General features: G+C 50.9%; 10 protein-coding genes and 1 riboswitch. Of the genes, 5 read left to right on the top strand and 5 right to left on the bottom strand.

What is annotated here, in order from left to right; all coding sequences use genetic code 11:
- The first annotated feature begins 29 nt into the window (after window positions 1–29).
- The 3 genes from LDL70_RS08155 to LDL70_RS08145 are packed head-to-tail and all read left to right on the top strand — an operon-like array spanning window position 30 to window position 4,020.
- Complete coding sequence (locus LDL70_RS08155; protein ID WP_225684810.1) at window positions 30–1,400, top strand: glutamine synthetase family protein; 1,371 nt, start codon at window positions 30–32, stop codon at window positions 1,398–1,400.
- Window positions 1,401–1,427: 27 nt separating this feature from the next.
- Window positions 1,428–2,813 carry an aldehyde dehydrogenase family protein gene (locus LDL70_RS08150; protein WP_213598089.1) on the top strand — a complete coding sequence of 462 codons (1,386 nt, stop codon included), beginning with the start codon at window positions 1,428–1,430 and terminating at the stop codon, window positions 2,811–2,813.
- A gap of 34 nt (window positions 2,814–2,847) precedes the next feature.
- Window positions 2,848–4,020, top strand: coding sequence for an iron-containing alcohol dehydrogenase (locus LDL70_RS08145; RefSeq protein WP_225684809.1), 1,173 nt, complete (start codon window positions 2,848–2,850; stop codon window positions 4,018–4,020).
- Between the two features lie 69 nt (window positions 4,021–4,089).
- Here the strand turns inward: LDL70_RS08145 and LDL70_RS08140 are convergent, their stop codons facing one another.
- From LDL70_RS08140 to metE, 3 genes are all read right to left on the bottom strand, one after another.
- Window positions 4,090–4,593: a Dabb family protein gene (locus tag LDL70_RS08140; protein ID WP_225684808.1), complete on the bottom strand. Its 504-nt coding sequence runs from the start codon at window positions 4,591–4,593 to the stop codon at window positions 4,090–4,092.
- A 210-nt stretch (window positions 4,594–4,803) separates the two neighbouring features.
- The gene (locus LDL70_RS08135; RefSeq protein WP_225684807.1) at window positions 4,804–5,658 is read right to left on the bottom strand and encodes an acyl-CoA thioesterase; all 855 of its coding nucleotides are present in this window, start codon (window positions 5,656–5,658) and stop codon (window positions 4,804–4,806) included.
- 372 nt (window positions 5,659–6,030) lie between these two features.
- On the bottom strand, window positions 6,031–8,379 hold the full coding sequence (gene metE / locus LDL70_RS08130; RefSeq protein WP_225684806.1) for a 5-methyltetrahydropteroyltriglutamate--homocysteine S-methyltransferase: 2,349 nt from the start codon (window positions 8,377–8,379) through the stop codon (window positions 6,031–6,033).
- Window positions 8,380–8,440: 61 nt separating this feature from the next.
- Window positions 8,441–8,637, bottom strand: a riboswitch (cobalamin riboswitch).
- Between the two features lie 371 nt (window positions 8,638–9,008).
- Between metE and LDL70_RS08125 the strand changes: the two genes are divergently transcribed.
- On the top strand, window positions 9,009–10,274 hold the full coding sequence (locus tag LDL70_RS08125; RefSeq protein ID WP_022711936.1) for a Glu/Leu/Phe/Val dehydrogenase: 1,266 nt from the start codon (window positions 9,009–9,011) through the stop codon (window positions 10,272–10,274).
- Window positions 10,275–10,434: 160 nt separating this feature from the next.
- On the opposite strand, the gene LDL70_RS08120 is transcribed toward LDL70_RS08125, so the two are convergent.
- Complete coding sequence (locus tag LDL70_RS08120; RefSeq protein WP_022711935.1) at window positions 10,435–10,782, bottom strand: VanZ family protein; 348 nt, start codon at window positions 10,780–10,782, stop codon at window positions 10,435–10,437.
- Complete coding sequence (locus LDL70_RS08115) at window positions 10,783–11,142, bottom strand: hypothetical protein (protein WP_022711934.1); 360 nt, start codon at window positions 11,140–11,142, stop codon at window positions 10,783–10,785.
- Window positions 11,143–11,639: 497 nt separating this feature from the next.
- On the opposite strand from LDL70_RS08115, the gene mgtE reads away from it, so the two are divergent.
- On the top strand, window positions 11,640–13,061 hold the full coding sequence (gene mgtE, locus LDL70_RS08110; protein WP_116087907.1) for a magnesium transporter: 1,422 nt from the start codon (window positions 11,640–11,642) through the stop codon (window positions 13,059–13,061).
- The last annotated feature ends 260 nt before the right edge of the window (window positions 13,062–13,321 follow it).

Genomic DNA, 13,321 nt, shown 5'->3' with positions numbered 1-13,321 from the left:
TAAAATGCCGATGAAGCACGGAGTTGTAAATGACCGGAAACCTGACTTTTGATGCGCTGAAAAAAGCGGTCGCTAATGATGAGATTGATACCGTGCTCGTCTGCCTGACAGATATGCAGGGACGACTGGTTGGCAAGCGTTTCTATGCGCAGTTTTTTGTTGAATCTGCCTATGATGAAACCCATGGCTGCAGCTATTTGCTGGCCGATGATATCGATATGGAACCGGTTGCCGGATATGAGGCTGCCAGTTGGGATCAGGGCTATGGCGATTTTGTCATCAAGCCGGATATGTCCACGCTGCGGATTGCGCCATGGCTGGAGAAAACCGCTCTGGTATTATGCGATGTGCTCGACCATCACGATCATTCCGATCTCGCGCACTCACCGCGCGCAATGCTGAAGAAACAGCTGGCACGGCTGAAAGAGCGCGGTTACCGCGCCTATTTTGCCTCAGAGCTTGAATTCTATCTCTTTGATGAGACTTATAAATCTGCCCGCGATAAATACTGGAAACATATGGATACATCCTCTCCGTATATTCAGGATTATATGATCCATCTGACCAGCAAGGAAGAACCGGTGCTGCGTGCGATGCGTAATCATCTTGCGAAAGCCGGTATTCCGATTGAGAATTCCAAAGGTGAGGCTGGTTCCGGTCAGCAGGAACTCAATGTGCGCTATGCGGAAGGGCTGGATATGGCCGACCGCCATGTCATCATGAAAAATGCAATGAAGGAAATTGCCGAGGCGCAGGGCAAATGTATCACCTTCATGGCGAAATATGATTATTGCAAAGCTGGCAGTTCCAGCCATGTGCATAATTCCCTGTGGAGTCTGGATGGCAGCAAGTCACTGTTTTACGATCCGGATGCACCTTACACCATGTCGCTGCTGATGCGCTCATGGGTGGCCGGACAGCTGAAATATGCGGCGGATTATACCTATTTCCTCGCGCCTTATGTCAATTCTTACAAGCGCTTTCAGGCAGGCACTTTCGCTCCGACCAAGATCACATGGAGCCGGGATAACCGCACAGCCGGTTTCCGCCTTTGCGGCGAGGGTACCAAAGGTATTCGTATTGAATGCCGTATCGGCGGTTCTGATCTCAACCCTTATCTGGCTTTTGCGGCACTGATTGCTGCGGGTTTACGCGGTATTGATGAGAAGCTGGAACTGGAAGAACCGTTTGTCGGCGATGCCTATGCGGCAGTGAAGCTGCAAGAAATTCCATACACCCTGCGCGATGCCATTGAAACGCTGAAGAATTCTGAATTCCTGAAAGAGGCTTTGGGCGAGAAGGTTCTCAATCACTATGTCCATACGGCTGATTGGGAACAGGTTGAATATGACCGCCGTGTCACTGACTGGGAGCTGCATCGTGGCTTTGAACGCTATTGATTTAAGAATTATAAAAGGAATGAAGCCATGAGCGAAGTGGCGAGATTGATTTCTCCGATTGACGGTTCTGTTTATGCGGAGCGTGCCTGCCTTGATCTGGGGCAGGTGCAAGCCGTTGTCTCTGCTGCCAGACAGGCGCAGGCAGGTTGGGCAGCACTGAGCATTGCCGAGCGTGCAAAATATTGTTCGGCGGCACTCGCTGCTCTGGCTGCAATGAATGACGAGCTGGTGCCGGAGATTGCCTGGCAGATGGGACGGCCGGTACGCTATGGCGGAGAAAATGGCGGCGTGCAGGAGCGCGGCCAATATATGATTAATATAGCCGAAGAGGCGCTTAAGCCTCTGGTGCCGGAAGAGAAAGACGGGTTCCGCCGCTATGTGAAGCATGTGCCGCTTGGTGTGGTGATGGTAATTGCGCCGTGGAACTATCCGTATCTCACTGCGGTGAATACGATTATTCCGGCGCTGATGGCGGGGAATACGGTTATTCTCAAACACGCCACGCAGACATTGCTTGCCGGTGAACGCTTTGCCAAAGCATTTGAGATTGCCGGTCTGCCGAAAGGTGTTTTCAGCAATGTGGTGCTGGGACATGCAACCACGGAAGCGCTGCTGGCCTCCGGCACAATTGACCATGTGAATTTCACCGGTTCAGTCGGCGGCGGGCGTGCGATTGAAAAAGCCGCTGCCGGTACATTTATGAGTATCGGGCTGGAGCTTGGCGGTAAAGATCCGGCCTATGTGCTGCCGGATGTTAATGTCGAGCATGCAGTTGCCAATCTCGTGGATGGCGCATTTTTCAATTCCGGCCAGTGCTGCTGCGGTATTGAGCGCATCTATGTGCATGAGGCGGTCTATGACAAATTCGTTGACGGCTTTGTTGATCTGACCAGTCAATATGTGGTGGGCAATCCGCTGGATGCATCCTCAACATTGGGGCCAATGGCACATGCGCGTTTTGCCGATCTGATCCGTGAGCAGAAGGCGGAAGCACTGCGCAAGGGGGCAAAAGCCCATATCAATATGCAGGTTGAGAATGATCGTGCCGGTTCGCCATATATCGCGCCGGAAGTGCTGACCAATGTTGATCATCAGATGAGCGTGATGCGCGAAGAAAGCTTCGGGCCGATTGTCGGCATCATGAAAGTGCGCAGCGATGAAGAAGCTGTTGCGCTGATGAATGACAGCAATTTCGGCCTCACAGCATCACTCTGGACACCGGATACGGATCGTGCGGCTAATATTGCCGATCAGATTGAAACCGGCACCGTGTTTATGAACCGCTGTGACTATCTCGATCCGGGACTGGTCTGGACCGGTGTTAAAGATACGGGCAAGGGCGCTTCGCTCTCTTCTATCGGTTACGGCAATCTCACCCGTCCGAAATCCTATCACCTGCGTGAAAAAATCTGATCTGCCTTTGAATTTTGATGTGAAAGCAAATGCAATGACAACATTGATCTCAAAATGGAACTTTCCGACCACTGTGCTGTTCGGTGCCGGTCGTATTAAAGAACTGCCTGCAGTGCTGAAAGCTGCCGGTATCAGTAACCCGCTCTTCGTCACCGATCCGGGACTGGCGAAGCTGCCGGTTGTGGCATCGACTTTGGCAGTTCTGGATGAAGCCGGTGTAAAATACGGCACTTTTACCGAAGTGAAGCCCAATCCGGTGGAGAGCAATCTGACAGCCGGTGTTAAAGTCTATAATGACGGCAATCATGATGGTGTGATTGCATTCGGCGGTGGCTCGGCACTTGATCTTGGCAAGCTGATTGCATTTCAGGCCAAGCAGACACGTCCGGTCTGGGATTTTGAAGATATCGGCGACTGGTGGACACGCGCAGACAGCGCAGTGATTGCACCGGTGATTGCTGTGCCGACGACAGCCGGTACCGGCTCGGAAGTCGGCCGCGCCGGTGTGCTGACCAATGAAGCCACGCACACCAAGAAAGTGATTTTCCATCCGAAGATGCTGCCGGTGACTGTGATTGCTGATCCGGAGCTTTCCACTGGCATGCCGCCGTTTATTACAGCAGGTACAGGACTTGATGCTTTGGCGCATTGCTTGGAGGCCTATTGCGCACCGGGCTATCATCCGATGGCGGATGGTATCGCGTTGGAAGGTATCCGTCTGGTGTTTGAAAACCTGCCGGTCGCCTATGCAAACGGGCGCGATATTACAGCGCGTGCCAATATGATGGCGGCAGCGGCAATGGGCGCAACAGCTTTCCAGAAGGGGCTTGGCGCTATCCATTCACTGTCGCATCCGATCGGTGCGCTTTATGATACGCATCATGGCATGACCAATGCGGTCTTTATGCCTTATGTGCTGCATCATAACCGTGCGGCAATTGAAACCCGTATCGGACGGTTGGCTGACTATCTTGGTATTGCAGGCGGGTTTGACGGCTTCGTTGCAGCAGTGATGAAATTGCGCAAAGAGCTTAATGTACCGGACAGCCTGCCGGAATTTATCAAAGGTCTGGAAATGGATGATGCCCGCAAGGATATGATTGCGGAAATGGCCATTGTTGATCCGACAGCCGGTGGCAATCCGGTTGAGCTGACAAAAGAAGGCGCATTGAAGCTGCTTAATCAGGCACTTAAAGGCACAGTCTGACAGTGTGAGTGACTGTACAGAATAAGGCGGTAGCATGAAGCTGCCGCCTTTTTGTTTTTGTGGGATGGATTATTTGTCGGAAACAAAATCAAAGACCAGCGAGCCCCGATCGGCCAATAGCGGCGCAACAAATTCTTTGAACTTCTGATGTTCCGGATCGTAAAAAGCCGGATCAATTACAGCCGGTGTGCCGACATAATAGTTCCGGTCACCTTCAGAGCGGAATTTGACAATAAATGCCTGATCGAAACCCTGACCAAGATTTTCAAAACTGTTTTGTCTGCCCGCATGAATGGAAACAATATAAGGCTCACCATTGCGCCTTGCTGTGTGCTTCATATTCCGGAAACGCAGTAAAACGGCCATGCGTTGTGCATCACTTACATCAGGCCTGTAGCGAAACAGGACAATGTGGCGAATGACACCGGGTTTATAGTCCGGCGCTGTAAAAATTTCCGGTTTTTCATCCTGCTGGAATATAACGGGAATATGATTGCCGTGCCAGATAGATTGCGCCTGCGCGGAAGGGGTGAGGAAGAGTAATAATGCTGTGGCTTTAATGAATTGATGCATAATGGCCTCAAAATTTATTTTATGATATTCAATAAGTATTCTGAAATTAAAGGCACTTTAGTATGAAATATTATGGCTTTGAGAAATATACAAAATATGATTTTAATAAAAGTGTTTTTTGTAAGTTGTTGTATTTGCGGCGCAATTGACGGTTAACTGGCCGGATGCACCGGCAAAATTACAAGATTTTGCCGGCATGAATTGATGCAGTTAAGGGCGTGAGCCTTCTTCGGCCAGTACCGGCACCGGATGGCCGCTTTCATCCACCGCTACCATGGTGAATTCACCTTTTGCAGTCATCAGGCGTTCGCCGCTCATCAGATCTTCCGACCAGAGTTCTGTGGAAACAACGACAGAGCTGCGACCGGATTTGATGACTTTGGACACGAGTTCAAGAATAGACCCCACACGCACCGGATATTTGAAATCCATTCTGCGGGAAGAAGCCAGCACAGTTGGCAGACGGCAATAACGGGTAGCGGCAATGAAAGCGCTCTTGCTCATTTCAGCCATAGCCTCACCACCGAACATGGTGCCATAGGAATTGGCCTGATCCGCAAATACCACATCCGACATGCGCAAAAGTGTCGGCTGGTCGTCAATAATCTCTGCCGTTTCTGTCTTCGGCATAGGCGGCAGGCTCCATGCTTTGTCTTTTGTCAGCTCTGTCTTGGCAACCATGTGAAACAGTCCGCGAGTACACAGCACGCGCTCGCCGCCGATCATATTTTCTGCCACCATTTCCACTTCAACCGAAAGCGAGGTGCGGCCGACACGGATAACTCTGGCCGTCAGTTCAACAATCTGCCCGAGCTTAACCGGCGCTGTATAATCAATACGTTCGCAGGAGGCCGTAACAAAAGGCACACGGCCATGACGGGTGGCAGCAATGAACGCCACGCGATCCATCAGCGCAAAGCCTGCGCCGCCGAATAATGTGCCGTGATGGTTGGTGTCTCCGGGGAAAACAACCGTCACGAGACGTGAAATCAGAGGCACATCCTGACCGTAAATCATCTCATCAGATGGTTGGATTTTCTGGTCATCATTCAGGGGCGCTGTCATGGATTTGTCCTTGCATGCCTCTGTCGGATTGCAGAAGGCATGTCCTTATCCGGTATTTAAACACTAAAGCGGTTACGTCCAGATTGGATCACAGTGCTCGCTCTAGATTCATTTAATTGTCGCATGTTCGCTGACGCTAAATGAGTCCATTTAGCTGCGCCATGCTCTATCTTTCGCGCTTTTACGGCGCATAAGGCCATTATACAAGGTTTGGTGACGGCATAGTGATACCGGTTATTGACCCGTTATATCAGGAAGACATTCCATCTTATTGTTTTTCAATATTCAATCCGTATTTGTCACATAATGAAAAAGCCGTGACAGTGGGGACTGTCACGGCCTTTATCTTGTTTGTGCTGCTTGTCTTTATTGTCAGGCAGCGGCGCGCAGCTGACGGGCAGCTTCAACCAGATTGACAAGAGCCGGTTTGGTTTCTGCCCAGCCACGGGTTTTCAAACCGCAATCCGGATTGACCCAAATCTGCTGCGCCTTGAGTTTCTGCGCTGCTTTTTCGATCAGATCGACCATTTCTTCCACATCAGGAATACGTGGCGAGTGAATGTCATAGACCCCCGGACCAATTTCGTTCGGATAGCCCTGTTCGGAGAAAGCGCTCAGCAGTTCCATTTTGGAACGAGAGGTTTCAATCGAAATCACATCGGCATCCAGTGCTGCAATCGCAGGCATAATGTCGTTGAATTCCGAATAGCACATATGGGTGTGGATCTGGGTTTCATCTTTCACGCCGGCGGCGCTAAGACGGAAGGCTGTCACAGCCCATTCCAGATAGGCAGCCCAGTCGCTTTTACGCAGCGGCAAACCTTCACGCAGAGCCGGTTCATCAATCTGGATAATGCTGATACCTGCGGCTTCGAGGTCAGTCACTTCATCACGCAATGCCAGAGCAATCTGAAGGCAAACCTCGGAACGTGGCAGATCATCGCGTACGAATGACCATTGCAGCATGGTGACAGGGCCGGTGAGCATACCCTTCATCGGCTTGTCGGTTTTGCTCTGGGCGAATTTTGCCCATTCAACGGTCATGGCAACCGGACGGGAAACATCACCATAGATTACCGGAGGGCGTACATAGCGCGAACCGTAGCTCTGTACCCAGCCGGATTGGGTGAAGGCATAGCCGTCAAGCTGCTCACCGAAATATTGCACCATGTCATTGCGCTCAAATTCACCGTGAACCAGAACGTCAATGCCGATTTCTTCCTGCCAACGGATCGCTGTTTCGGTTTCCTGCTCAAGGAAGGTCTGATAGTCGGCAGCAGACAATTCACCTTTAGTAAAGCGTGAACGTGCCTGACGAACCTCTGTGGTCTGCGGGAAAGAGCCGATAGTTGTTGTCGGGTAAAGCGGCAGTTTCAGGTGGTTGGCCTGCAATTTGACGCGTGTATCAAACGGGCTGTTGCGATGTGACTGCGCATCGGTAATCGCTGCAACGCGTGTCTGCACTGCCTTATTATTGACCTTGGCAGAGGCTTTGCGGGCAGCAATTGCTTTATCCGAGGCTTTCAATGCGGGCTCAGTAGCTTCCGGCTTGTCGCCAAGAACTGTGCCAAGCACGGCAAGTTCTTCCAGTTTCTGCACGGCAAAAGCCAATGACTGACGGATTTCCGCATCGAGTTTCTTTTCCGATGCCAGATCAATCGGCACATGCAGTAACGAACAGGATGGTGCAATCTGCACAGTATTGGCGCCACGCTTGGCAATGACTGATTTCACGCGCTCGCTAATGCCACGCAGATCAGCGCGCCAGATATTGCGGCCGTCGATTACGCCGAGTGAGAGCACCAGATCGGGGCGGGCGATTTTAGCAGCGGCATCAAGATCCTGTGGTGCGCGAACCAGATCAAGATGCAAACCGGCAACCGGCAGTGTGATTGCGGTCAGCAGATTGTCGCCATAGGAGCCGAAATAATTGGCCAGCAGGATTTTCAGTTCCGGCAGTTTTTCCGCCAGAAACTCATAGGTCGTGCGGATAGCGTCATGGTCGCGGGCATCAAGATCAAGGCTCAGAACCGGCTCGTCAATCTGCACCCAGTCAGCGCCTGCCGCATGAAGCTGGGCAAGAATTTCCGTATAGACCGGCAGCAGGGCTTCCAGTGTCTTGTTCAGATCAAAATTGGCATCGTTGGATTTGCCGAGCTTGAGGAATGACACTGGCCCGAGCAGAACAGGGCGGGTGTGAATGCCGAGTTCTTTGGCTTCATTGAATTCGTTGAGCGCTTTATTGTCGGTCAGGGTGAATGTCTGGCCGGCGCTGAATTCCGGCACCATGTAATGGTAATTGGTGTCGAACCATTTGGTCATTTCCAGCGCGGGTACGCCATTACCGGAGGCGCCGTTGCCGTGATCACGGCCGCAGCTGCAACTTGCCAGTTCTATCGGTATAATGACCTTACCCCCGCGTGCCAGTGCGAAATAGGTGTCCAGATCAACCTTGCCGCTTTTCCAGCCATAGACTGCCGGAATAACGCCGAGCGTTACAGCCAGATCAAGCACATGGTCATAGAGGGAGAAGTCATTGGACGGAATGTTCTTAATGCCTTTTTCCTGCTGCAGCTTCCAGTTGGCGGCGCGCAAGAATTTGGCCGTGGCAAGCAGGTCTTGCTGTGAGGATTTGCCTGCCCAGTAAGATTCAAGGGCGAATTTGAGTTCGCGCTGTTTTCCGATACGCGGAAAACCGAGATTGGCTGTAGTAACGGTCATTTCAATACCCCGACGAATGCTGGCAAATTGGTGCTGCGGCAGGAGGTGCGCATCTTTTTTGTCTCTTAAAAATGTAACGGGCAGGTTTCCTGACTTGCGGGTCATCATTCGCTCCAGCCTTCCCGAAATGTTGCCATTTCAGTTGCCTGAAAGCCGATTTGTTGGCCGCTCCGCATTCCCTCTTAGCTTTCATACAATCGGGCAAAGGTTTGGGAGGATTGCGCAATTGCAGGAAGAACCACGATATGGAGAGACTGCCTCATCAAAGAACGAATGTCAATAATGATATAAAGATTTGTTTATATGGATATATAGTTATGAATTGCAGTGGAGTTGCGCAATGATGCGTAAAAATCATTGGCAGGACATAGAACTGAAATCCCGCTGATACGAATCAAGTGGTGAAAATATGCGTGGTCAGGGATTTGTGCAGACACGGTGTCAGATTATTTTTCTAATATACATTTCCGCGTCAGCGCATGTCGCATTAATCATGTGCTTACGGTCTGATATTGTGCTGATTTTGCATAATGTCAGTATAGCTGCCATATTTTTATTGCGCGAATGGCTGGCAAAAGTTATGCAAAACGTAATTTTTCATGCTGCAATCGCAAGAAAGGGAAATTTCGATGTCGCAGGATAATCCTCTCGAAAATGCACTTGTTCGTCTTGATGAAGCCGCCAGCCATCTGGATATTGACGCGGATGTTATCGAAAAGCTGAAATTTGCCCGAGAGACTACCAAGGTGCGACTGATGATCCGTATGGATGACGGATCACGAAAATCCTTTATTGCATGGCGTTGCCGCTATGATGATACACGCGGCCCGACAAAAGGCGGCATCCGTTACCATCCTGAATCAACAGCTGAAGAAGTGGAAACACTGGCGTTCTGGATGACTTTTAAATGCGCGGTGATGAATCTGCCTTATGGCGGCGGCAAGGGCGCAATTCAGGTTGATCCGCGTAAACTCTCCAAGGCAGAGCTGGAACGGTTGTCACGCGCTTATATTCAGGCTTTTGCCCGTATTCTCGGGCCTGATCGCGATATTCCGGCACCGGATGTTTACACCAATTCGATGATTATGGGCTGGATGGCTGACGAATATTCGCAGATTGTCGGCCAGTCATCGCCTGCGGTGATTACCGGTAAGCCGATTGCGCTCGGCGGTTCGCTTGGCCGTGATGATGCAACGGCACGCGGCGGTTTCTATCTGGTGCGTCATCTGGCTGCCGATCTCGGGCTGTCAGAAGAATTGCATGTCACCATTCAGGGCTTTGGTAATGCCGGTCAGCATATGGCCAAGCTGATGACCAGTGATGGTCATAAGATTGTTGCGGTGTCGGATTCTGAAGGCGCGGTTTATTGTGCATCCGGTCTGGATGTTGCCGCACTGATCCATGCGAAGCAGAATGGCCGTTCGGTTCTGGCTACGGTCGGACATGGCGGTCATGAGGCACTGGCAGCGGAAGATCTGGTCGGCGTTGCTTGTGATGTGCTGGTTCCTGCGGCGATGGAAGATATGATCCATGCACGCAATGCCGGTTCTGTGAAAGCCAAGCTGATTGTGGAGCTGGCCAATGGTCCTGTGACACCCGAAGCCGATGCTATTCTGGAAAAAATGGGCGTAACCATTCTGCCGGATATTCTGGCTAATGCCGGTGGTGTAACCGTTTCTTATTTTGAATGGGTCCAGAACCGTCAGTGCTATTATTGGGAGCTGGAAGAAATCCATTCGCGCTTACGCGTGATTATGGAGCGGGAAGGTCGCGCTATCTGGAATGTTGCCAAGGACAAAGGCGTAACCATGCGCACCGCCGCTTATGTTCATGCGCTGTTGCGTCTCTCGCAGGCGATTGAAGCACATGGCACGCAAAGTGACTTTGTTGCGTAAAACGCAACGGGGATGACTTTGTTGCGTAAGACGCAACGGGGGCGACTTTGTTGCCTGAAAAGGTAACGGGAATTAATCCCCGATGCATATATGAAATATAATGAAGGCCGGTGAAAACCGGCCTTTATCATTTTATGAAGAAGATGAAATATCTATTTGATTATTTTAAAGATTGTTTCCAGAAGAGAATGATTTTTCCGAGTGTAACACCGGCAATAGCACCAGCGGATTTGACAATGAAATCCGAGATTTCGCCATGTCTGTCGGGCGTCAGGCGCTGCATCAGTTCAAACAAGCCGGCAGCAGAAATCAGCATAATCAGAACCAGCGCCCAGCGCTTCGGATAGGCCAGACAAAACAGCAGGCCGATTACCAGCAGCATTGTAAAACGCTCGGCTGTCACATAGCCCGGAATATGCGGGCGAAAGCCGATCGGACTAATGGTTACTGCAAGAAGCAAGGCCAGCATCAACCAGGCAAGAACAGGCAATACAGGAAAACGGCGCATTTATTCCTCGTCAGTCGGTAGCTGCTGGGTTTCATCCTCATTGCAGGGAAGATACAGCATTTCGGTAAACAGCGTTTTGACAGTCTCGCCGAGAAGGAAATCACGGCCGGCGATTTCATCGACGCCGATGCACCATTGCACGCCACGCGGAGAAAGGCCAAACTCCGTCGAGAGATAGGATTTGGCATATTCTACGCCGTCTGCGCAATCTGTCTGACGGGTGTCTTTACAAAACCCGCCTTCCTGAGCAAGCTGTTTCAGAGACTGCTGTCCGGCAGACATTGTATAGAAATAGGTGCCAGCGCAGGATGCTGCGACCACACCACCAATGCCGATCAATGCAATGACTGCTTTTCTCATCGTAAACCTGTCTGGAGCGGGTTCGGAAGGCTTCTGTCTGCCGCGTTAGCACGGAGGGGGATTGAGGGCTAGAGCATTTCCCAGTCAAGTTGGATCAACTTGACGCTCTTAAATTCGCCAAGTTGACCCAACTTGACGGCTGTGAAAATGCAACCAAATAAAGAATCTGGAGCGGACGCTATGGTTCAATCTGAACGCAAACCGCTCTAGACTACGCTTGAATGAATTATGACAGCTTTACAGAGCAGATTTATGGATGAGCGCTTTTTGCCCATATTCCAGCTGTGTTGCACATCGGACATATTGGTGATGATAAGTCATTTTTCCGGTGGTTTGCTGCGGTGCAGTACCTTGTTATTATGCGTATGGCTTTTTATAGAGTTGCTGTGCGCATTGCACAGATACGACACAAAACGGATATACAGTTCTGTTAGACGCTGTTTTCCTGATTGCGTTCTTTCCCGTCCATTTTCTGCTCTCTCACTGAAACGGTTCATATGCAGCACACTGACCCGTCCCAAAATATTGATTCCGAAAAACATATCCGCGACGATGTGTATGATGAGGACGGTTCTGTCAGTGAGGCGCTTGTAACCCGTATTGAGGCTGCGCTTGAAGCGCGAGATGCCGATCTTCTGCGCGATGAAGTGCGCGATCTGCACCCTTCAGAACTCGGCCATTTGCTTGAAGCGCTGGATGCCACTGAGCGTCAGTCGCTGGTGGAATTGCTCGGCGAGGAATTCGACTTTGAAGCGCTGACCGAGGTTGATGAAGCGATCCGTCTTGAGATCGTGGATGCCATGCCCAACGAGCAGATTGCCGAGGGCGTGCAGGAACTCGATTCCGATGATGCGGTTTATATTCTTGAGGATATGGACCAGCAGGATCAGGACGAGATTCTGGCCAAGCTGCCATTTACCGAGCGTATCCGGCTGCGTCGTGCGCTGGAATATCCGGAAGACAGTGCAGGGCGCCGTATGCAGACGGAATTTGTCGCCGTGCCGCCATTCTGGACGATCGGGCAGACGATTGACTATATGCGTGAGGATAATGACCTGCCGGACAGGTTTTCGCAGGTTTTTGTAATCGATCCGGCTTTTCATCTGCTTGGCACGATTGATCTTGACCGCCTGTTGCGTGTGCAGCGCGTTGTGCGTGTGGAAGACCTGATGGTTGAGGCACGCCACGCTATTCCCGCGACGATGGATCAGGAAGAAGCCGCACAGATTTTTGAACAATATAACCTGCTGTCCACTGCTGTTCTCGATGAGAATGAACGTCTCGTCGGCGTGCTGACGATTGACGATGTGGTGGATGTTATTCAGGAAGAAGCCGAAGAAGACATTATGCGTCTCGGTGGTGTGGGTGATGAAGAACTGTCCGACAGCTTCATGACGATTGCCCGCTCGCGCTCGCCGTGGCTGTTCGTCAATCTGTTTACGGCTTTTCTGTCTGCCTCAGTGATTGGTCTGTTTGACGGTACCATCCAGCAGATGGTGGCGCTGGCTGTGCTGATGCCGATTGTTGCCTCAATGGGCGGTAATGCGGCGACCCAGACCATGACCGTGACTGTGCGTGCGATTGCCACCCGTAATATTGATATTCACAATGCGGCACGCGTTATCCGCCGTGAGGCGCTGATCGGGCTGCTTAACGGCATGATGTTTGCAATTATGATCGGCACAGTTGCGGGTTATTGGTTTGATAACTGGCATCTCGGCGGCATTATCGGCAGTGCAATGATTATCAATATGCTGGCGGCAGCCTTGGGCGGAATTCTCATTCCGCTGCTGTTGCACCGTCTGGGTGCGGATCCGGCCATTGCGTCTGCGGTTTTTGTGACCACCGTGACGGATGTGATCGGCTTCTTCGCCTTTCTCGGTCTGGCGACCTGGTGGTTCGGCTTCTCGTTCTCTTAAATCCCATGCGTTTTAAAGTTGCGTAATATGCGCCTTATGCGATTTTTTGTTGCGTATTTTTTATTATTTAATATTGAATGATATTTTGCTTTGTGAGCGGGGATTTTCGCGATTTACAGCAAAAATGAGATTTTTACAGGCCGGATTGTTTTTCGGGTACTCCCAAAAACAATCCGGCAAAAATAATCCGGCAATGACTATCAAGCAATTGCGAATGAAATATTGACTTTTACGTAAATGCGATGTCACAAAGAGAAGAA

Origin of the sequence: Pseudochrobactrum sp. XF203 (assembly GCF_020341615.1) — a bacterium.
In the GTDB taxonomy this organism is placed as follows: Bacteria; Pseudomonadota; Alphaproteobacteria; order Rhizobiales; family Rhizobiaceae; genus Pseudochrobactrum; species Pseudochrobactrum saccharolyticum.
The sequence above is the reverse complement of the archived record's forward strand: the minus strand, read 5'-3'. Positions and strand labels throughout refer to the sequence as shown.

Bases quoted from the DNA above. Each gene is read 5' to 3' on its own strand.
- LDL70_RS08155 (WP_225684810.1), top strand. From the start codon at position 30: ATGACCGGAAACCTGACTTTTGATGCGCTGAAAAAAGCGGTCGCTAAT.
- LDL70_RS08150 (WP_213598089.1), top strand. From the start codon at position 1,428: ATGAGCGAAGTGGCGAGATTGATTTCTCCGATTGACGGTTCTGTTTAT.
- LDL70_RS08145 (WP_225684809.1), top strand. From the start codon at position 2,848: ATGACAACATTGATCTCAAAATGGAACTTTCCGACCACTGTGCTGTTC.
- LDL70_RS08140 (WP_225684808.1), bottom strand. From the start codon at position 4,593: ATGCATCAATTCATTAAAGCCACAGCATTATTACTCTTCCTCACCCCT.
- LDL70_RS08135 (WP_225684807.1), bottom strand. From the start codon at position 5,658: ATGACAGCGCCCCTGAATGATGACCAGAAAATCCAACCATCTGATGAG.
- metE (WP_225684806.1), bottom strand. From the start codon at position 8,379: ATGACCGTTACTACAGCCAATCTCGGTTTTCCGCGTATCGGAAAACAG.
- LDL70_RS08125 (WP_022711936.1), top strand. From the start codon at position 9,009: ATGTCGCAGGATAATCCTCTCGAAAATGCACTTGTTCGTCTTGATGAA.
- LDL70_RS08120 (WP_022711935.1), bottom strand. From the start codon at position 10,782: ATGCGCCGTTTTCCTGTATTGCCTGTTCTTGCCTGGTTGATGCTGGCC.
- LDL70_RS08115 (WP_022711934.1), bottom strand. From the start codon at position 11,142: ATGAGAAAAGCAGTCATTGCATTGATCGGCATTGGTGGTGTGGTCGCA.
- mgtE (WP_116087907.1), top strand. From the start codon at position 11,640: ATGCAGCACACTGACCCGTCCCAAAATATTGATTCCGAAAAACATATC.